This is a genomic window from Mesorhizobium sp. WSM4989, from assembly GCF_029625795.1.
Lineage (GTDB): Bacteria > Pseudomonadota > Alphaproteobacteria > Rhizobiales > Rhizobiaceae > Mesorhizobium.
In genome coordinates, this window is sequence record NZ_JARTVN010000003.1 from 97,330 (window position 1) to 116,048 (window position 18,719).

The 18,719-nt window shown below is 63.0% G+C and carries 16 protein-coding genes; 9 read left to right on the forward strand and 7 right to left on the reverse strand.

Annotated elements, in window-relative coordinates:
• Positions 1 to 24: 24 nt before the first annotated feature.
• Positions 25 to 792, forward strand: a complete 768-nt coding sequence (gene gloB / locus P9217_RS25265; RefSeq protein WP_127247259.1) for a hydroxyacylglutathione hydrolase — start codon at positions 25 to 27, stop codon at positions 790 to 792.
• A gap of 10 nt (positions 793 to 802) precedes the next feature.
• Positions 803 to 1,234 (forward strand): cupin domain-containing protein, encoded by a 432-nt coding sequence (locus tag P9217_RS25270; RefSeq protein WP_127247129.1) that lies wholly within the window; start codon positions 803 to 805, stop codon positions 1,232 to 1,234.
• On the opposite strand, the gene P9217_RS25275 is transcribed toward P9217_RS25270, so the two are convergent.
• Both P9217_RS25275 and P9217_RS25280 read right to left on the reverse strand, forming a co-directional pair.
• Positions 1,231 to 1,902 (reverse strand): lysoplasmalogenase, encoded by a 672-nt coding sequence (locus P9217_RS25275; protein WP_278087991.1) that lies wholly within the window; start codon positions 1,900 to 1,902, stop codon positions 1,231 to 1,233. The two genes, P9217_RS25270 and P9217_RS25275, sit on opposite strands and share 4 nt — an antisense overlap.
• 143 nt (positions 1,903 to 2,045) lie before the next feature.
• Positions 2,046 to 2,837, reverse strand: coding sequence for a DUF3108 domain-containing protein (locus P9217_RS25280; RefSeq protein WP_278087990.1), 792 nt, complete (start codon positions 2,835 to 2,837; stop codon positions 2,046 to 2,048).
• A gap of 253 nt (positions 2,838 to 3,090) precedes the next feature.
• Here P9217_RS25280 and rpmB point away from each other — a divergent pair, with 253 nt between their 5' ends.
• The 3 genes from rpmB (at position 3,091) to P9217_RS25295 (ending at position 6,040) form a co-directional block, all read left to right on the forward strand.
• Positions 3,091 to 3,387 carry a 50S ribosomal protein L28 gene (gene rpmB / locus P9217_RS25285; RefSeq protein WP_127324083.1) on the forward strand — a complete coding sequence of 99 codons (297 nt, stop codon included), beginning with the start codon at positions 3,091 to 3,093 and terminating at the stop codon, positions 3,385 to 3,387.
• A gap of 110 nt (positions 3,388 to 3,497) precedes the next feature.
• Positions 3,498 to 4,175 carry a queuosine precursor transporter gene (locus P9217_RS25290; RefSeq protein ID WP_095779332.1) on the forward strand — a complete coding sequence of 226 codons (678 nt, stop codon included), beginning with the start codon at positions 3,498 to 3,500 and terminating at the stop codon, positions 4,173 to 4,175.
• Between the two features lie 86 nt (positions 4,176 to 4,261).
• On the forward strand, positions 4,262 to 6,040 hold the full coding sequence (locus P9217_RS25295) for a GtrA family protein (RefSeq protein ID WP_278087989.1): 1,779 nt from the start codon (positions 4,262 to 4,264) through the stop codon (positions 6,038 to 6,040).
• Positions 6,041 to 6,107: 67 nt separating this feature from the next.
• Here P9217_RS25295 and P9217_RS25300 read toward each other — a convergent pair whose 3' ends face one another.
• The 4 genes from P9217_RS25300 to P9217_RS25315 form a co-directional block, all read right to left on the reverse strand.
• Positions 6,108 to 7,130 (reverse strand): esterase-like activity of phytase family protein, encoded by a 1,023-nt coding sequence (locus P9217_RS25300; protein ID WP_278087988.1) that lies wholly within the window; start codon positions 7,128 to 7,130, stop codon positions 6,108 to 6,110.
• Complete coding sequence (gene cobT, locus P9217_RS25305) at positions 7,127 to 9,025, reverse strand: cobaltochelatase subunit CobT (RefSeq protein WP_278087987.1); 1,899 nt, start codon at positions 9,023 to 9,025, stop codon at positions 7,127 to 7,129. Before cobT ends, P9217_RS25300 begins: the two co-directional genes overlap by 4 nt.
• Positions 9,026 to 9,078: 53 nt before the next feature.
• Complete coding sequence (cobS, locus tag P9217_RS25310) at positions 9,079 to 10,065, reverse strand: cobaltochelatase subunit CobS (RefSeq protein WP_066990333.1); 987 nt, start codon at positions 10,063 to 10,065, stop codon at positions 9,079 to 9,081.
• A 122-nt stretch (positions 10,066 to 10,187) separates the two neighbouring features.
• Positions 10,188 to 10,802 (reverse strand): J domain-containing protein, encoded by a 615-nt coding sequence (locus tag P9217_RS25315; protein WP_066990335.1) that lies wholly within the window; start codon positions 10,800 to 10,802, stop codon positions 10,188 to 10,190.
• A 145-nt stretch (positions 10,803 to 10,947) separates the two neighbouring features.
• On the opposite strand from P9217_RS25315, the gene P9217_RS25320 reads away from it, so the two are divergent.
• On the forward strand, positions 10,948 to 11,250 hold the full coding sequence (locus tag P9217_RS25320; RefSeq protein ID WP_278087986.1) for a BolA family protein: 303 nt from the start codon (positions 10,948 to 10,950) through the stop codon (positions 11,248 to 11,250).
• Between the two features lie 21 nt (positions 11,251 to 11,271).
• Here P9217_RS25320 and P9217_RS25325 read toward each other — a convergent pair whose 3' ends face one another.
• Entirely contained in the window at positions 11,272 to 12,825 is a 1,554-nt protein-coding gene (locus tag P9217_RS25325) for an acetolactate synthase large subunit (protein WP_278087985.1), read from the reverse strand.
• Between the two features lie 1,020 nt (positions 12,826 to 13,845).
• Here P9217_RS25325 and P9217_RS25330 point away from each other — a divergent pair.
• From P9217_RS25330 to P9217_RS25340, 3 genes are read left to right on the forward strand one after another with little or no spacing between them, the layout of a single operon-like run.
• On the forward strand, positions 13,846 to 15,795 hold the full coding sequence (locus tag P9217_RS25330; RefSeq protein WP_066990342.1) for a PrkA family serine protein kinase: 1,950 nt from the start codon (positions 13,846 to 13,848) through the stop codon (positions 15,793 to 15,795).
• 20 nt (positions 15,796 to 15,815) lie between these two features.
• A complete protein-coding gene (locus P9217_RS25335; RefSeq protein ID WP_066990345.1) occupies positions 15,816 to 17,126 on the forward strand; it encodes a YeaH/YhbH family protein in 1,311 nt (436 codons plus the stop codon).
• Positions 17,127 to 17,153: 27 nt separating this feature from the next.
• Positions 17,154 to 18,698, forward strand: a complete 1,545-nt coding sequence (locus P9217_RS25340) for a SpoVR family protein (RefSeq protein WP_278087984.1) — start codon at positions 17,154 to 17,156, stop codon at positions 18,696 to 18,698.
• Positions 18,699 to 18,719: the final 21 nt, after the last annotated feature.

An 18,719-nucleotide genomic window follows, 5' to 3' on the forward strand; every position in this document is an offset into this window, starting at 1 on the left:
GCGGCCATAACGGAGAGCGACGTGATGCCGGTCGAAATCGAACAGTTCATGTGCCGCACCGACAATTTCGGCGTTCTGGTGCATGACCCCAGAAGCGGGCAGACGGCGATCATCGATGCCCCGGAAGAAGCGCCGATCCTCGCCGCGATCAAGCGCACCGGCTGGACCCCGACGATGATCCTGACCACGCATCATCATGGCGACCATGTCGAGGCCAACCTGGCCCTGAAGGAGCGTTTCAAGCTCACCATCGTCGGACCGGAAGCGGAACAGGCGAAGATCCCCGGCATCGACGAGACGGTCAGCCAGGGTTCCGTCATGCGCCTCGGCGAGGAAAAGATCGAGGTCATCGAGACGCCCGGCCATACCGCCGGCCATGTCTCTTACCATTTGCCGGCCTCGAAAGTGGCCTTCACCGCCGACACGCTGTTTGCGCTGGGCTGCGGTCGGCTCTTCGAATGCAAGCCGCCGGTTATGCACGATTCGCTGAAGAAACTTGCCGCCCTTCCGGCCGAGACCGTCATCTATTGCGGCCACGAATACACATTGGCCAACGCGCGCTTCGCCCTGACCGTCGACCCCAGCAATTCAGCATTGAAAGAGCGCGCCGCCAGGATCGAGAAGCTGCGCGCCGACAATAAGCCGACCCTGCCGACGACGATCGGCGAGGAACTGTCGACCAATCCGTTCCTGCGCTGGCACGACCCGGCGATCCGCAGACATCTCGGCATGGAGAGGGCGAGCGATACGGACGTGTTCGCCGAGATCCGCAAGCGCAAGGATAACTTCTGAGCGCTCCTTTATGACCAGCGCCGCCGAAATCATCGCCGCGCTCGGCCTCGAGCCGCACCCCGAGGGCGGCTGGTATGCCGAGACGTTTCGCGACGCGGAGGGTGGCACGCGCGGCCATTCGACCGCGATCTATTTCCTTTTGGAGCAAGGCCAGCGTTCGGCCTGGCACCGGGTCAAGGACGCGGCCGAGGTCTGGCATTTCTATGCCGGCGCGCCGCTGGCTCTCGCCACGCACCAAGAAGGCTCCGGCACCGTCGTCGAACATCTATTGGGCGCGGCACTTTCCGCCGGCGAGCGGCCGCAGATCGTGGTCCCGGCCGGCTGTTGGCAGTCGGCGCGCAGCCTCGGCGGATGGACGCTGGTCGGCTGCACGGTGGCACCGGGCTTCGATTTCGCCGCCTTCGAGCTGGCCGAGCCGGACTGGCAGCCGAAAACAGCCTAGGCCAGCAGGAAACCAAGCGTGATCGCCAACTGGGCCGCATAATAGAGCACCCAGACCGCGTAGCGCATCCAGACGCGATGCGGCGAGCTCGCGGCCAGCAGGAAGCGCTCTGCCGCCACCAGCCCGTCCGATATGATGAACAGCACGGCTCCGGCGATGACCCAGGGATGAAAGGTCGTGAGCGCCGAAACACCCATGGCGAGGATCGCCCCGGCATAGACGGCGACCGGAACGCGCAGGGCAGCTCCGACGCGCAGCCAAAGCGCGGCGAGCATCGTGATAACGAAAACCGCCAGCGCCAGCGCAATGGCGCCGCGACAGGACTCGGCGGTGAGCAGGCCGATTCCGCCACCGGCGTTCAGGAACAAGGCGACATAGGCGACATGTGCGGCAAGAAAGCTCGCCAGCCCTGCAAGAAAGGCTTTTTCACCGTCTTGGGAGAGGAACGCGTCGCCGGCGGCGCTGAGCGCCAGCGCTGCGACGAGCAGCGGCGGACTGCCCTGCATGACGGCGAGCGCCGCCAGCAAGGCCACGGCCAGCGTCTTGGCGGCGGAACGGGCGAGGCGTGGCGGCAGCTCGAGCGCAAGGACGTAAATCGCGGCGGCGGCGATCGAGAACAAAAGCGTCGCATTGGGATTGGCGTCGATGCCGCCCGGAAACGGCATCATGCGCGCGCTCCGCCGGTCGCCGGCTTGCGCAGCCCCGAGGCTTTGGTGAGCAGTGCAAACAGCGCCCACAGGGCGTCCGCCGAGAAACCGATCAGTGTTGCGCGCCCCATGCCCCATCCCCGGCGGCGCGCCGTGGCGCCTAACTATTCGGCTGCTTCGAACCGTCTTGCGCTGATGGTCAGCGGGCCGATCTGGGTCCCGACCGTGGCGCGGATCGGCGCATATACGCCGGATTGGCCGACGGGTGCAAATGTCACCATCATGCGGCTTTTGTTCTTCAGGAAGTCCAGCGCCTTGCGGCCCTTGCGATAGCCCGCCACCGGCTCGAAGCCCATCTTGCAGGTCACGGTGTCGCCCTTGTAGCCCGGCACCGAGATCGAGCCTTTCGAGGCATAGGTCAGCGACAGGTTGGCGCGCATCTCGCCATCGTAGAATTTGATGGTCCGCCCGCAGACCTTGTCCAGGCTGTCGGCATGGACGACGGTCGCGGCCATCGGATCGACCACCGATTTCAGGTCGCCGGAGCCGACCGGCACCCAATTCTTGGGATCGCGCTTGCCGGGCTCCGGAACGACCTTCGTCGAGGAGACGTCGCCATCGGCGAAGCGTATGTCGACCACCGATGCCTTCTTGCCGGAAGTATAGTCGGCCCGGAAGGCCCGCGGCCGCATCTGCTGGCCCGAAATCGTACCCTTCGACGAGATCGTGCCTTTCGTATCGTCGAACAGCTTGGCGATGCCGGCGGCCGAGACGGTGCCATTGATGGCATAGGTGTCGCCGTCGTAACGGCTGGAAAACGTCGCCCTGGCGACCGAAAGGCCCAGGAACGACACGGTGTATTCGCCCTTGAAGGACTGCGGCGAGGCAGCAGCGAAGGCGGTTGTAGGCACAGCGACGGCGAGCAGCGCGGCAAGGACTTGGGATGGGCGAAGCATGGCGGCGGCAGGTCCTTGATACTGGCGGAAACGCAACGGTTCCAGCCTGGCAATCCCTTCGCGCAGGGCTTATACGACGAATTCCGGCCTTTATATGGAGCGAGCTTGGCCGCCGCGTAGGTGCCGGAGCTTGACGTAGTGGCGAAATGCAACTATGGAACGCCAACTTTTCCAAAGGCCGCCTGACCGAGACCGCGCGCCGCCTGGCGCGGGCAGAATGGTTTGGCAGGTTTAGAACTGAAGGTTAGACAAGATGTCCCGCACCTGCGAGCTCACTGCCAAGGCAGTCCAGACCGGCCACAATGTGAGCCATGCCAACAACAAGACCAAGCGTCGCTTCCTGCCCAACCTGGTCAATGTGACGCTGATTTCCGAAGTGCTGAACCAGAACGTTCGCCTGCGCATTTCGGCCAACGCGCTGCGTTCGGTCGAGCATCGCGGCGGCCTCGACGCGTTCCTGGCCAAGGCCGACGCCAAGGAGCTGTCGCAGCGCGCTCGCCTGCTGAAGAAGCAGATCGCGAAAAAGCTCTCCGAGCAGTCGGCCGCCTAAAGCTCTCTTTTCAGGCGGGGGACGACCGCCTCGAGCACCGGCTCCAAACTGGTGCTCGGACCTGAGCGCCGTCATGACGCTCGGCTGGTTCCATTACCCAGGATAAAAAAATGAACTTCCTTTCACGATACCTGCCTTTCGTGGCCGCCATGGCGCTTGTCGTCGTGGCGTCCAATATCCTTGTCCAGTTCCCGATGCAGGGCCAGATCGGCGGCCTGTCGCTGGCCGACCTGCTCACCTGGGGCGCCTTCACCTATCCTTTCTCATTTCTGGTCACCGATCTTGCCAATCGTCGCTACGGCCCCGCGGTGGCGCGCAAAGTGGTCTTCGTCGGCTTCATGACGGCGGTCGTCTGCTCGATCCTTGTTCCGCCCTTCCTGTTCCGCCACGGTCTGATCGCGTTCGAGACCGCCGCTGACCGGCTGGTGCGAATCGCGGCCGCGTCCGGCGCCGCCTTCCTCGCCGCACAACTGCTCGACGTAACGGTGTTCAATCGTCTGCGCCGGCAAAGCTGGTGGCGCGCGCCGATCGTCGGCACGCTGGTCGGCTCTGTCTTCGACACGGTGGTGTTCTTCGGCGTCGGCTTCTCCGCCGCCTTCGCCTTTGTCGGGCCGAACGACGGCTTCGCGCTGGAGACGGCACCGCTGATGGGCGTGCTGCCTGTCGAAACCATGCGCTGGGTGTCCTGGGCGCTGGGCGATCTCTCGGTCAAGCTGATCATCGCGGTGGTGGCGCTGATCCCCTACCGGCTGCTTGCCGCCCGCTGGAGCCAGCCGGCCATCGCCTGACCCTTGAAGCGGCCCTTCGCGGCTTTACGCTTTGTTACGGCCATTGGTGCAGGATCGCCAAAACGATCCAGGACATTGCCATCAACATGACCATCCAGGGCACCGGTTGGAAACATGACCTTCTGCTTGCGCTCTGCGCGACGCTGCTCGTGCTGGGGATCAATGCGATCTCCGGCTTCCCAACGATCGCGGACCTTGGCGCCGACAATGACAGCATGCTGAGGCTGGTCGAAGTTCGCGACCTCTTGGCTGGACAGGGCTGGTTCGATCTTCATCAATACAGGATGGGCCTGACCGGCGGCTTCGTCATGCACTGGTCGCGGCTGGTCGACACCCCGATCGCGCTGATCATCTTCACCTTCCAGGCCCTAGGCGCCAGCACGGCTGCCGCTGAAAAGGCAGCGCAGATCATCTGGCCGCTTTCCCTATATGGGCTCACCATATTCGTCATCCTGCGCGCTTCCCGGCGTTTCGCCGGTACGGACGTGGCGATGCCTGCGCTGGTGCTGTCCACTGCGGCGCTGTTCTTTATCGGCATTTTCCACCCTGGCACCCTTGACCACCACAACGTCCAGCTCCTGCTCACGGCAGCCAGTCTCTGGCTTATGACGGAGGCTCCCTTCCGGCGGTCAGCCGCTCTTCTGTCCGGCCTGTGTGCAGGCCTCACCCTTGCCGTCGGCATGGAGACGGCGCCTTATGTGGCCACACTTGGCGCCTGCGCCGCCGTGCTCTTCATCTTCGATGAAAGCGAGCGCCAGACCGTGCGCGGCTTCGGCATCGGATTTGCCGCGATAGCTTTGGTGGTTCTCGTTGCCACCATACCGCCGTCGGCCTGGGGCGTGGCCGAGTGCGACGCCTTCTCGGCTTTCCAATTCGTCATCGCGGCGCTGTCGGGCTTTGGACTCGCGGCGATTGCGGGTCTACCCGGACAGTCGACGGCTAAGAGGCGGTTCCTCTCAATGTCCGCGTTGGCCGTTGCAATTGCGGCCGTTGCGCTCCTGTTCTTCCCGCAATGCCTGGCATCGCCCTATGCCGGCATGGATGAGCGCATTCGCACCTATTGGCTGAACGACGTCGTTGAGGCGCAGCCCTTCCTCAGCGTAGCCGTCAACGAGCCGAAGCTGATGGCGGCGCGTTATGTGACGCCCTTCATCGCAATCCTGTTGATTGGCCTTCAGCTGCGCAGCCGCCGCCTGCGCCGCGAGGAAGCCCTTACCGCCGTGCTGCTGATCGTCGCTTTCGCCGTCAGCCTATGGCAGGTGCGCGGCTCGACCTTCTCGGTTGCCTTCGCGGTGCTGCCGCTCTCGACCTGGATCGCCGGGGTTCGCCTGCAGGCAAGCGCCGCGCAGCCGTGGCGCGTCTCCACCCGCATCGCGGCGGCATGGCTGGTGTCGCTCAATGCGACCTGGGCCGGCGTCGCCGTCGCCGCGCAGTCCGTGGTCCAAAAGGCACCCGCAAAGATCAATTCCGATGCCGATCATGCGCTGACCTGCGGCAAGGCCTCGGACTTCAGCGACCTGGCCGGCATGCCGGCAACGACGGTGCTTGCGTCCTCCAATCTCGGCTCCCCCATCTTGATGTTTACCGGCCATAGGGCGTTGGCCGGCCCCTATCATCGCAATGTCAGCGGCAATCTCGCCATGCTCGACGCCTTCATGGGAACGCCGGATGCCGCCCGCGCCATCATTGAGCGCGAGCATGTCGGGCTGGTCGCCATATGCCGCGGCAATTCGGAAGAGCTTTCGCTCGCCGCCCAAGCTCCCAAGGGCCTGGCCGCGAGGCTGCTGAAGCGGGACGTTCCCGATTGGCTGGAACTGGACAGGGCGACGGCGAGCAAGCCGGTCGAGATCTATAAAGTCCGCTGAGGGCGGGCAACTTCGGGACAAATGCGCAGCGGTTTTCCGTCCCGAATTGAACGAAACCAAGCACCGCTCAATCCTGGTGCAGGATGAATTCCAGGTAGAGGTTCCGCTGCAGGATCGATTGATTGTCGTCCGACACCAGCGACACCATCAGCGCGCCGTCGTCGCGGGTCCAGACGTCGAGCCCTTCCATATTGTCGATCTGGTAACCCATATCGGCGTCGATCAGCACCGGGCCGTCGGCGACCGCGCCCTTCTCGATGCTCTCGCCATAGATACGCCTCAGCCGCATCTTCACCCCGCGCGCCATCGAGAAGCTGCGTTCGAGCAGAAGCAGGTCGCCATCGGGCAGGAAGGCGCCGTCGGTGATGTCGAAATTGCCGTTGCGCTTGACGGTGAAGACGCCCTTCCTCGGTCCCTCGATGATGGCGGCATAGATGTTGCCGGCCTTGTCGAGGCTCTTTTCCGACACCACGACCAGGCCGCCCTCGTGCTGGCCGTAAGGGTTGGCGTGTGTGACCGTCTCGAAGCCGCGGTTCTGGCGCAGCTCCCGCGCCGGGACCAGATAATCGAGCGTCTTGAACGGCGCCTTCATATTGTCCGGCTCGACCTTGAACTGGACGACGCGCTGGTCGCGCTCGAAACCGACGGTGGCGATACCGTCCTTGACCGCGAGGCCTTCGGCGTCGACCTCCCACTTCTTCTCGATCGGCTGGCCCGAGGCGTCGACCATCTGCTGCATGCGGAAATTCGACACGCCCGAGGGGCGCTTGTCGGCATCGTGGGTGATCGTGCCGAAGAACCACAAGCCGGTATCGGTGACGCCGATGAAATCGCTGCCTGATTCGAGGAAGCGGAAAGCCGAAAGTGCGCCGAAATCGCGCGACGGCGAGGTCATCTCCAGCCCGCCGACGAACTCGAGCGACCCGAACTGTTTCCGGTCGCGGCCGATATGGAACTCGGTGATCGGCCGCGCTGAAACTTCGATCGTCTCGACCGCAGCGCCTCCCTCGGCGAAGACCGGAGAGGCGGCCGAACAGACCAGCGCGCAAACAAAAGCCGTCCGCCGGAATCCGCCCCGCGAAAGGATCATCCGGCGCGCCTCAAGCCACCGCGCCGCGTGTCGCGCGCGCTCTCCTCGCCGAACAGCGATGCCAATTGCTCCGTCATGGCGCCGGCCAGCTCTTCGGCATCGACGATGGTGACGGCGCGGCGATAGTAGCGCGTGACATCGTGGCCGATGCCGATGGCTAGAAGCTCCACCGGCGAGCGCGTCTCGATGAGATCGATCACCGCGCGCAAATGGCGCTCCAGATAGTTGCCGGGGTTGACCGAGAGCGTGGAATCGTCCACCGGCGCGCCGTCCGAGATCATCATCAGGATCTTGCGCTGTTCCGGCCGGCCGATCAGCCGGTTGTGCGCCCAAAGCAGCGCCTCGCCGTCGATGTTTTCCTTGAGCAGGCCCTCGCGCATCATCAGGCCGAGATTGCGGCGCGCGCGCCGCCACGGATGGTCGGCGGACTTGTAGATGATGTGGCGCAGATCGTTGAGCCGGCCCGGATTCGGCGGCTTGCCGTCCTTCAGCCACTTCTCGCGTGCCTGCCCGCCTTTCCACGCACGTGTGGTGAAGCCGAGGATTTCCACCGAAACCCCGCAGCGCTCCAGAGTGCGCGCCAGGATGTCGGCGCAAGTCGCGGCAACCGTAATCGGCCGCCCGCGCATCGAGCCCGAATTGTCGAGCACCAGCGACACCACCGTGTCGCGGAACTTGGTGTCGCGCTCCTGCTTGAAGGACAGCGGCTGCATCGGATCGATAACGACGCGCACCAGCCTGGATGGATCGAGATAACCCTCCTCCAGATCGAAATCCCAGGAGCGGTTCTGCTGCGCCATCAGCCGCCGCTGCAGCCGGTTTGCCAGGCGGCCGACGACGCCGGAGAGATTGGCGAGCTGCTTGTCGAGGAAGGCGCGCAGCCGGTCGAGCTCCTCTTCCTCGCAAAGGTCCTCGGCCCCGACCGTCTCGTCGAAGGCGGTGGTGAAGACCTTGTAGTCGATTTCCTTAGGCAGGTTGAGGAAGGGATTGTCGTTGCGGCGCGCCTCGCCTGGCGTCTCGGCGTCGGAATCATCCTCGTCGGAAAGGTCGTCCGATGTGGCGTCGGTCGCCTCCGTTTCGGCCGACTCTTCCTCGTCGGCGGAAGCCTCCGCGTCCTCGGACTGCGACTGTTCGGAGCCGGAGTCGTCCTCGCCGCCTTCCTCGCTCTGCTCCTCGCCCTGCTGCTCGTTTTCCTCGTTGTCCTCCGAGTCTTCCGTCTCCTGGTCGTCGCCGAGTTCCTCGGCCATCTCCATGGAGACGAGCATATCGCGCACGATGCGGGCGAAGGCTTGCTGGTCATCGAGCCTGGACGACAGGCCGTCGAGGTCGCTGCTGGCCTTTTCCTCGACCCAGGGCCGCCACAGATCGACCAGTCGCTCGCCGCTCTTCGGCACGGTGCGGCCGGTAAGCTTTTCGCGCACCATCAGCGCCACCGCCTCCTCGAGCGGGGCGTCGGCCTTGTCCTTGACGTCGACGAGGTTTGCCCTGGCGTATTTGTCCTCGAGCATCGAGCCGATATTGTCGGCCACGCCCTGCATGGCGCGGCTGCCGATCGCCTCGACGCGGGCCTGCTCGACGGCATCGAAAATAGCCCGCGCGAGCTTGCCTTCCGGCGCCAGCTTGCTGTGGATACGCTGATCGTGGCAGGCGCGCTTCAGCGCCATGGAATCGCCGATGCCGCGGGTGATCGCGATGTCGGTGCGGGAGGCCTTCTTCGGCAGCTCGGGCAGCCTGGCGCGGTTGCCGGCCAGCGCCGGCCGGTCCTTGGCGAAGCCGACCTCGAGGTCCTTGTCGCCGGCGACGGCGCGCATGCAGACGGTAACGGCGCGCTTGAAGCTGTCCGCTTCAGACCCGTTCTTCGGCTTGTTGCGCGTGTTGTCGCCCGGACCCGACATCGATCATTCCCTGCGCGTTGTGGTCCGAAAGGCCAAGCCTTCCGGCACGCGCCTTACCCCAGCACCACGTTGGCGGCGCTCTCCGGCAGATCCTCGCCGAAGGCACGCTGGTAGAATTCGGCGACCACCGAACGCTCCAGCTCGTCGCATTTGTTGAGGAAGGTGAGCCGGAATGCCATGCCGATATCGCCGAAGATCTCGGCGTTCTCGGCCCAGGTGATGACCGTGCGCGGGCTCATCACCGTCGACAGGTCGCCATTGATGAAGGCCGAGCGCGTCATGTCGGCGACGCGCACCATCTTGTTGACGATCTCTTTGCCCTTGCTGTCGCGATAGTGCTTGGCCTTGGCCAGCACGATCGACACCTCGTTGTCGTGCGGCAGGTAGTTGAGCGTGGTGACGATCGACCAGCGGTCCATCTGCGCTTGGTTGATCTGCTGCGTGCCGTGATAGAGGCCGGTGGTGTCGCCGAGACCCACCGTGTTGGCGGTGGCGAACAGCCGGAAGGCCGGATGCGGGCGTATGACGCGGCTCTGGTCGAGCAGCGTCAGCCGGCCCGACGATTCCAGCACGCGCTGGATGACGAACATCACGTCCGGGCGTCCGGCATCGTACTCGTCGAAGCAGAGCGCGACGTTGTGCTGATAGGCCCAGGGCAGGATGCCGTCGCGAAATTCCGTGACCTGCAGGCCTTCCTTGACGACGATGGCGTCCTTGCCGACGAGATCGATGCGGCTGACATGGCTGTCGAGATTGACGCGCACGCAGGGCCAGTTCAGGCGCGCGGCGACCTGCTCGATATGGGTGGACTTGCCGGTGCCGTGATAGCCAGACACCATGACGCGGCGGTTGTAGGCGAAGCCGGCGAGGATCGCCAAGGTCGTTGCCTTGTCGAACAGATAGTCTGGGTCGATGTCGGGCACGTGCTCGGTCGCCGCCGAATAGGCCGGAACCACCATCTTGGAGTCGAAGCCGAATTTCTCCTTCACCGGCACCGTCGTATCGGGCAGGTTGGCGATGTCGCGATCGACCTTGTTCATCTCTATCAACGTCTCCACGGGCGAAACGCCGCGTTTCGCCGGCAATCGTTTTGTTCGGGGGCGGTCTTAGAGCCTTTTCCAACCTTATGAAAGTTGGAAAACGACATGGACCGTAGGGTCGCTCAGCACAATCCTGCTTGCTTGAGCACGCGATAGGCCTGCAGCACATCGCGGAACCGGTCTTCCGAACCTCTGTCGCCGCCATTCGCATCCGGATGGTGGCGCTTCACGAGTTCCTTATAGCGCGCCTTGATATCCTTGCCAGTCGCCTTTGTATCAAGGCCAAGCGTTTCCAGCGCCTTGGCCTCAAGCGGCTTTGCCTTGCGCTCGCGCACTTCGCGCGTTCCGCCGCCGAACAGATTGAAGGGATCGCGCATGCGGTTGTAGTAGCCTGCACGCCCGGAGCGCTGCTGCGCGAAGTCGGGTGCCGAACGCATGCCGCCGCCATTGGCGCCCATGCGCCAGGTTGGCCGGTGTCCGGTCAGCGCCTCTTTCTGGAAGCGGGCGATCTCGCTGTCCGACACGCCCGAGAAGTAGTTGAAGCTCTTGTTGTATTCGCGCACATGCTCAAAGCAGAAGCGGAAATACTCGCCCTCCTTCAGGCGCCCGACCGGCGCGCGATGCGTACCGGCCTCGCTGCAACCGTCCCACTGGCAGATCGGCGCGCGCGACTTCAGCTCCGCGTCCTTTTCCGGCCGGATGCGAATTTTCTCGAAATATTTGGGATACGGTTTCATCCTCACCCATTTATGGGCTGTTCGCTACCGCGAAACAAGAATTGACATTTCGCAGATGATCGCCCTAACCGCTGAATCGCGGCCTAAAGCGGTCGAAAGCACAGATTTTGCGGCGGTACCGCAGATGTGGTGAAGGGAAGCCCCGATGTCCATACAGTCGACGATGGAAAACAAGCTGAAGGCGGCATTTTCGCCGGAAAGGCTCACCGTCATCAACGAAAGCCATCTTCACGCCGGCCATCACCACGTCGAGCACGGCCACGAGGCCGTTTTGGACGGCACGGGCGAGACCCATTTCCGCGTCCGTATCGTCTCGCAGGATTTTGCCGGCATGAACCGCATCGAGCGCCACCGCGCCGTCAATCGCCTCCTTGCCGACGAATTGAAGGCCGGCGTGCACGCGCTGGCGATTGAGCCTGCAGCACCTGGTGAGAAGACACGCTGGTAAGCGCGGCGGGCCGGGGGCCGCTCAGATCACCGCTTCGATGAGGAACGGGCCCGGACGCGACAGCGCGCTGACGAGCAGCGCGTCGAAGCGCTCGCATGTGTCAGCGCGGGCTGCTTCCACCCCCATGCCGGCTGCCAGCGAAACCCAGTCCAGAGCCGGCTGATCAAGGTCGAGCATTCGCCTGGCATTCTCGCCGATCGCGTTCACCCCGACATTGCGCATCTCGCCGTGCAGGATGGCGTAGGTCCGGTTGGAAAAGACGATCGTCACCACGTCGAGCTTTTCCCGCGACTGGGTCCATAATCCCTGCACCGTGTACATGCCGCTGCCGTCCGCCTCCAGATTCAGCACCTTGCGGCCAGGACAGGCGATGGCCGCGCCAGTCGCCATTGGAATGCCGCCGCCGATCGATCCGCCTGTGCCCATCATGTAATCGTGCGGGGCGGCAAAGGCCGAGAGCGCAAAATAGCGCCGCGCCGAGGTGACGGCCTCGTCGCAGACGATCGCATTCTCCGGCAGCTTCCGGGCTACCGAAAGTGCAACCGCGTCGTCCGTCAGCTTGCCGCGCGGGGCCGGCTCATTGGGAAAGGCCGTGGCGACGGGCACCGGCTGCGACGGTTTGATGCCCAGTTCGTCGCGAAGCGCAGCGAGTGCCGCCTTCAAATTCTCGCCATGCTCGGCCAACGACATCACTTCACAGTCTTCGCTCACAAGCCGGCCCGGCTTTCCGGGATAGGCAAAGAACGCCACCGGTTCCCTGGCTCCGACGAGGATCAGGAGATCGATGTCGGCAAGGAGGGTGCGCGCGGCGTCGATCGGATATGGAACGCGGGTAGGCGCAACGCGGCCCCGGCCGCGCTGCATCCGGGCGATCAGAACGTCGCTGAACAGCCGGACATCCGAAACCGCCGATATCTGTCCGGCGATTTCCAAGGCATCCTCACGCGCGGCCGGCCCACGCAGGATCATGCCGACGCGACCGGGCGCGACGCGAATGGCTCCGGCAATCTTGCGCACGATAGCTGCATCGACCGGAGGCGGCGCCGCAAGCTCTACCTTGGCCGACAGGAGCGGACTGGCCTCTCCCCACGCCGCATCCGCCGGCAGGATCAGCGTAGCGATGCCGGGAGGCGTCAGCGAAGCGCGAAAAGCCGCCTGCGCGGCCGGCGCGACGTCGGCCGGACCGGCGATGCGGCGGACCCAGTTCGACATCGGCGCGGCGAGACCTTCAATGTCGCTGGTGAGCGGCGCGTCGAGCGGCAGGTGATAGGAGGCATGGTCGCCGACGATGTTGATCATCGGCACGCGGGCGCGCCGGGCATTGTGGATGTTGGCCAGGCCATTGGCCAATCCGGGGCCGGTGTGGAGCAGCGTCGCGGCCGGGCGGTCGGTCATCCTGGCGTAGCCGTCGGCGGCACCCGTCACCACACCCTCGGCAAGACCGAGCACGCAGCGCATCTCCGGCTTGCGGTCGAGCGCGGCGACGAAGTGCATTTCCGAGGTACCGGGATTGGCAAAGCAGACATTCACGCCATTCGCCAGCAGCACATCGCAAAGCACATCGGCGCCATTCATCGCGTTCCCTCTCGTCCGATTGTCCCCGGACAATTGAGCCGACAAGTGGTCATGCCGCAATGTCCGGTCAACGACTTTGAAGTGATCCAGTTTCAGGAGTGCCGGCGCGTTCAGGCGACCCTCGCCTTCAGGAAAGCCATGACGGCGGCAGTCAGCGCATCGCCGTTCTCCCCGAAGCGGTGGTTGAATCGCCATATGCCAATAGGCGCCGCCGTCGAATAGGGCGACTTTGGTTCCCCTGCCCGTAGCCGGGCCGCGCGATCGTGGGCCGCGGTTGCATGGGCCGGCGCGCTCCGCCGCCCGGGGAAGCACCATGGAACATTTGCCTGATCTGGCGGTTTGATGCAGGCCCGGCCCTGGCCTCGTCCATGCTGGGCGGATTGCTAGTCGGACCGAAGGACCGATGCCCTCGGCCGACGCTTCCGAACGGTGACCACCAATGAGGAAGACGTATCGACCTCCATCCGCGCCGCCCAATCGGCGCACAAGCCGTTCGGAACCTCTGCGCCTGTTTCCGGCAATTGCGCTGGCGGTACTCCTTTCGGCTCCGGCGGCTGCGCATCAGGCGCCCACGGGCTGGCAGTATGACAGCTCATGCTGCTCGGGAATGGACTGCTACCAAGCACCCGCGGCCGACGTGAAGGAAACGAAATATGGGTACCAGCTCTCCACCGGAGAGCTCATTCCCTACTCCGATCGTCGGATCAGGCGTTCGCGTGACGAGTTCTTTCACGAGTGTAAGCCCGGAGGCGACGCGGATTCTCAGCATTCCTTCTGCCTCTACGTTCCCGACCACGACATGTGAGTGGAAAACCTAAGATTTTCCTTGAAGCTCTCCCGGCCATCACCACCTAATCATCATGGGTGAGCATTCCGTCCGCATCGGGTGCTGTGAGTCGTCAATGCCCGATTGCAGGCGCTCTCTCTCATATGAGGGAACCACAATGCTTTCCGGCAGTTGAATACGAGACGAGCCGACTGGCCGACTGGCAACCAGAGCGGCTCTGAGGGCAGAATATCATGCGAGAGAACCAATCCGACGTCTTCGATCTGTTTTCGGAGATATATTCCAACGCGGCCCAGGAAGAGATGAGCCTCCAGCAGTATCTGCTTGGCTGCCGCGAAGACAAATCCATGTATGCCTCGGCGCCCGAACGAATGGTCGAGGCCATCGGCGAGCCCAATCTGGTCGACACCAGCAAGGATGAGCGGCTCGGGCGCATCTTCTCGAACCGGACCATCAAGGTGTACCCCTCCTTCTCCGATTTCTACGGAATGGAGGATACGATCGAGCGCATCGCCGGATATTTCCGTTATGCCTCGCAGGGTCTCGAGGAGCGCAAGCAGATCCTTTACCTGCTCGGGCCGGTCGGCGGCGGCAAGTCCTCGCTTGCCGAACGGCTGAAGAAGCTTATGGAACAGCGCCCGATCTACACGCTGAAGGTCGGCAACCAGATCAGCCCTATATTCGAATCGCCGCTTGGCCTTTTCCATCCCGATCGGATGGGCGATCTGCTGGAAGACAAATACGGGATAGCCCGCCGCCGCCTGAATGGGCTCATCTCGCCTTGGGCGGCCAAACGGCTCGACGAACTGTCCGGCGACATTTCCAAATTCAGCGTGGTCAAGCTGTCGCCATCGCGTCTGCGTCAGATCGCCATCGCCAAGACTGAGCCCGGCGACGAGAACAACCAGGATGTCTCGGCTCTGGTCGGCAAGGTCGACATCAGGCAGTTGGAACATTTCAGCCAATCCGATCCGGATGCCTACTCCTACAGCGGCGGCTTGAACCGGACGACGCAGGGCCTGCTCGAGTTCGTCGAGATGTTCAAGGCGCCCATCAAGGTCCTGCACCCGTTGCTGACGGCAACCCAGGAAGGCAGCTACAACGGCACCGAGAATTTCGGCTCCTTCCCCTATCAGGGCATCGTCGTTGCCCATTCCAACGAATCGGAATGGCAGCAATTCAAGAACAACAAGAACAATGAGGCCTTCCTCGACCGCATCCTTGTGGTCAAGGTTCCGTATTGCCTTCGCATCACCGAAGAGAGACAGATTTACGAGAAACTTTTGCGCGAGAGCGATCTGGCGAACAGTCCCTGCGCGCCCGAAGTGCTGGACATCCTCAGCCGTTTCACCGTCTCGACCCGGCTTGCCGAGCACGAGAACTCGCCGCTCTACACCAAGATGCGCGCCTATGACGGCGAGAACCTCAAGGAGATCGACCCGAAGGCGAAGTCGGTCCAGGAATATCGCGATGCCGCCGGCGTCGACGAAGGCATGACCGGGGTCAGCACGCGCTTCGCCTTCAAGATTCTGTCGCAGACTTTCAACTACGACACCAAGGAGGTCGCAGCCGATCCCGTGCACTTGATGTACATCCTCGAGGAGGCGATCAAACGCGAGCAATTCCCGAAGGAAACCGAAGCCGCGTACCTTGAGTTCATCAAATCGGAACTTGCAGCGCGCTACGCCGAGTTCATCGGCCACGAGATCCAGAAGGCTTACCTGGAATCGTATAGCGAGTACGGCCAGAACCTTTTCGATCGCTACATCGCCTATGCCGATGCCTGGATCGAGGATCAGGACTACAAGGATCCCGATACCGGCCAGATCCTCAATCGCGAGGTCCTGGACAAGGAATTGTCGCAGGTTGAAAAGCCGGCCGGCATCGCCAATCCCAAGGATTTTCGCAACGAGGTGGTCAAGTTCACCTTGCGCGCCCGGGCGCGCAACCATGGCCGCAATCCGTCCTGGACGAGCTATGAAAAGCTTCGCGAAGTGATCGAGAAGCGCATGTTCGGTCAGGTCGAGGATTTGTTGCCGGTGATCAGCTTCGGCTCCAAGCAGGACAGCGTCACCGAGAAGCGGCACAACGAATTCGTGCAGCGGATGGTGGAGCGCGGCTACACTCAGCGGCAGGTGCGCCGGCTGGTCGACTGGTACATGCGCGTGAACAAGGCTGGCTGAGCAAAGCCCGAAGGGTTCGCATGCCGATCTTCATCGACCGCCGCCTGAATCCGAAGGACAAGAGCCTGAGCAATCGCCAGCGCTTCCTCAAGCGCGCTCGGGAAGAGCTCAAGCGCAGCATCCGCGACCATGTCCGGACAGGCCGTATCGCCGAGGTCGACCGCGAGCATGCCGTGCCGATGCCCCGGAAAGGCACCAGCGAACCGACCTTCAGCGACGCCAGGGACAGTGGGCAGCGCCAGCACATACTGCCCGGCAACAAATCGTTCAGTCCCGGTGATCTGATACCCAAGCCTGGCGGCGGCGGCACTGGCTCTTCGGCGCCGGGAACCAAGCAATCCGAGGACGACTTTCGCTTCGTGCTGTCGCGCGAGGAAGTGCTCGACCTCTTCTTCGAAGATCTCGAACTGCCCGATCTGGTCAAGCTCAATCTCAAGCAGATACTGAGCTTCAAGCCAAGACGGGCGGGCTTCACGGCAAGCGGGGCGCCGACCAACGTCAATGTCGGACGCACCATGCGAAACAGCCACGGCCGCCGCATCGCGCTCAGGCGTCCCAAGCAGGCGGAGCTGGACGCCATCTCAACGCAGATCGCCGAGTTGGAAGCGAAGCCGCCAACCGAGGCAACGCGCGAACGCATCGCTGCTCTGCGCGAGGAAGTTGATCGGCTTGAACGCCGGCGCAGGCGGATCGCCTATGTCGATCCGGTCGACATTCGGTTCAACCGCTTCGACCCCCAGCCGGTGCCGAATGCCAGCGCCGTTATGTTTTGCCTGATGGACGTGTCGGGATCGATGGGAGAGCGCGAGAAGGATCTGGCCAAACGGTTTTTCGTGCTGCTGCATCTGTTCCTGACGCGGCGCTACGAAAGGACGGACATCGTTTTCATCCGCCACACCCATGAGGCCAAGGAGGTGGATGAGCACACCTTCTTCTACCACACCGAGAGCGGCGGTACCGTCGTCTCGACGGCGCTCGAGGAAATGCATCGCATCATAGAGCAGCGCTATCCGGTCGCGGAATGGAATATCTATGCCGCTCAGGCTTCCGACGGTGACAACTTCGCCACCGATTCCGAGCGCTGCATAGAACTCCTCGACCGCAAGCTCATGCGCCTCTGCCAGTATTTCGCCTATGTGGAAATCATCGACGAACGCGAAAGCCACATTTTCGGCTCCACCGAGAACGGAACGTCGCTCTGGCGTGCCTACAACGCGGTCGACGGAAAGTGGCCGAATTTCCAGATGAGGCGCATCGCGGCTCCCGCCGATATCTATCCGGTCTTTCGCGAGCTCTTCGCAAGGCAGCCTAGTCTGCGCAAGAGCGCGTGAGAACGCGGGCGGATGGGACATAGGCCGATGGTCAATCAGGCGCGCAAATCCGAACTGTTATTTTCCGGGTCGGACTGGGATTTTGCGAAACTCTCTCGGGTTTACGACGAGATCGAGGCGATCGGGGTCGAAGAGCTTCACCTCGACATCTATCCGGTGCAGATGGAGGTCATTTCCTCCGAGCAGATGCTCGACGCTTATTCCTCGGTCGGCATGCCGCTGATGTATCGGCATTGGTCGTTCGGCAAGCATTTCCTCTACAACGAGCTTCTCTACCGCAAGGGCGCGCGCGGTCTGGCCTATGAACTGGTCATCAACTCCAACCCTTGCATCGTCTACCTCATGGAAGAAAACACCATGGCCTTGCAGGCCCTGGTGACCGCCCATGCCGCGCTTGGCCACAACCATTTCTTCAAAAACAATCATCTCTTCCGGCAATGGACGGACGCCGGAGGCATCCTGAGCTATCTGGACTTCGCCAAGGGCTACATCGCCCGATGCGAGGAACGGCACGGACTGCAGGCCGTCGAGGCGGTGCTCGATGCCGCCCACGCGCTGATGGAGCAAGGCGTGTTCCGCTACCATCGGCCGCCGAAGCTGTCGTCGGAACAGCAGCGCGAAGGCCTTCGCGAGCGCCTCGAATATGAGGAGCGTTCCTACAATGATCTGTGGCGCACGCTGCCGACCGCGCAGGACAAGAACAAGCCGGAAGTAGGGGACGAAAGCTTGGCCGAGCGGAAGAAGTCGCTCAATCTGCCCGAGGAAAACCTGCTCTACTTCCTCGAGAAGAACAGCCTGGTGCTTGAGCCCTGGCAGCGCGAGATCATCAGGATCGTGCGGGTGATTGCGCAATATTTTTACCCGCAGCGGCAAACCCAGGTGATGAACGAAGGCTGTGCCACCTTCGTCCACTACACCCTGATGAACATGCTTTTCGATCGCGGCCGCATTAGCGAAGGCGCCATGCTCGAGATATTGCGAAACCATTCGAACGTGGTTTTCCAGCCGGCCTATGACGATCCGCGTTATTCCGGGATCAATCCCTATGCGCTGGGCCTCGGCATGATGCAGGACATCCAGCGCATCTCGACCGAGCCGACCGCGGAGGACCGCGACTGGTTTCCGGACATCGCCGGCCGTGGCGACTGGCGCGACACCTTGCTCGATGCCTGGGCCAATCACCGTGACGAATCCTTCATCCGCCAGTATCTGAGCCCCGCTTTGATCCGGAAATGGCGGCTCTTCGTGCTGGCCGACGGCGCCGACGAGCCGCATTACGAGGTCGCCTCGATCCATAATGAGCGCGGCTACAGCAAGATACGGTCCGCGCTGGCCCGAAGCTACGATGTGGGGGCGAGCCGGCCCGACATCCAGGTGGTCGACGTGGATCTTCTGGGAGACCGGCATTTGCGACTGCAGCACAAGGTCAAGGACGGCATCCAGCTAGAGGACGAAAGCCGCGACGCGACCTTGCGCCACATCCGGAGCCTTTGGGGTTATGACGTCAGCCTGGCGGCAATGGATGCCGAAACCGGCGCCGTGCTCAGCGAGCGCTCGACCAAGGAACTTTGAGCACCGGAGACGCAGGAAGCC

Bases quoted from the DNA above. Each gene is read 5' to 3' on its own strand.
- gloB (WP_127247259.1), top strand. From the start codon at position 25: ATGCCGGTCGAAATCGAACAGTTCATGTGCCGCACCGACAATTTCGGC.
- P9217_RS25270 (WP_127247129.1), top strand. From the start codon at position 803: ATGACCAGCGCCGCCGAAATCATCGCCGCGCTCGGCCTCGAGCCGCAC.
- P9217_RS25275 (WP_278087991.1), bottom strand. From the start codon at position 1,902: ATGATGCCGTTTCCGGGCGGCATCGACGCCAATCCCAATGCGACGCTT.
- P9217_RS25280 (WP_278087990.1), bottom strand. From the start codon at position 2,837: ATGCTTCGCCCATCCCAAGTCCTTGCCGCGCTGCTCGCCGTCGCTGTG.
- rpmB (WP_127324083.1), top strand. From the start codon at position 3,091: ATGTCCCGCACCTGCGAGCTCACTGCCAAGGCAGTCCAGACCGGCCAC.
- P9217_RS25290 (WP_095779332.1), top strand. From the start codon at position 3,498: ATGAACTTCCTTTCACGATACCTGCCTTTCGTGGCCGCCATGGCGCTT.
- P9217_RS25295 (WP_278087989.1), top strand. From the start codon at position 4,262: ATGACCATCCAGGGCACCGGTTGGAAACATGACCTTCTGCTTGCGCTC.
- P9217_RS25300 (WP_278087988.1), bottom strand. From the start codon at position 7,130: ATGATCCTTTCGCGGGGCGGATTCCGGCGGACGGCTTTTGTTTGCGCG.
- cobT (WP_278087987.1), bottom strand. From the start codon at position 9,025: ATGTCGGGTCCGGGCGACAACACGCGCAACAAGCCGAAGAACGGGTCT.
- cobS (WP_066990333.1), bottom strand. From the start codon at position 10,065: ATGAACAAGGTCGATCGCGACATCGCCAACCTGCCCGATACGACGGTG.
- P9217_RS25315 (WP_066990335.1), bottom strand. From the start codon at position 10,802: ATGAAACCGTATCCCAAATATTTCGAGAAAATTCGCATCCGGCCGGAA.
- P9217_RS25320 (WP_278087986.1), top strand. From the start codon at position 10,948: ATGTCCATACAGTCGACGATGGAAAACAAGCTGAAGGCGGCATTTTCG.
- P9217_RS25325 (WP_278087985.1), bottom strand. From the start codon at position 12,825: ATGAATGGCGCCGATGTGCTTTGCGATGTGCTGCTGGCGAATGGCGTG.
- P9217_RS25330 (WP_066990342.1), top strand. From the start codon at position 13,846: ATGCGAGAGAACCAATCCGACGTCTTCGATCTGTTTTCGGAGATATAT.
- P9217_RS25335 (WP_066990345.1), top strand. From the start codon at position 15,816: ATGCCGATCTTCATCGACCGCCGCCTGAATCCGAAGGACAAGAGCCTG.
- P9217_RS25340 (WP_278087984.1), top strand. From the start codon at position 17,154: ATGGTCAATCAGGCGCGCAAATCCGAACTGTTATTTTCCGGGTCGGAC.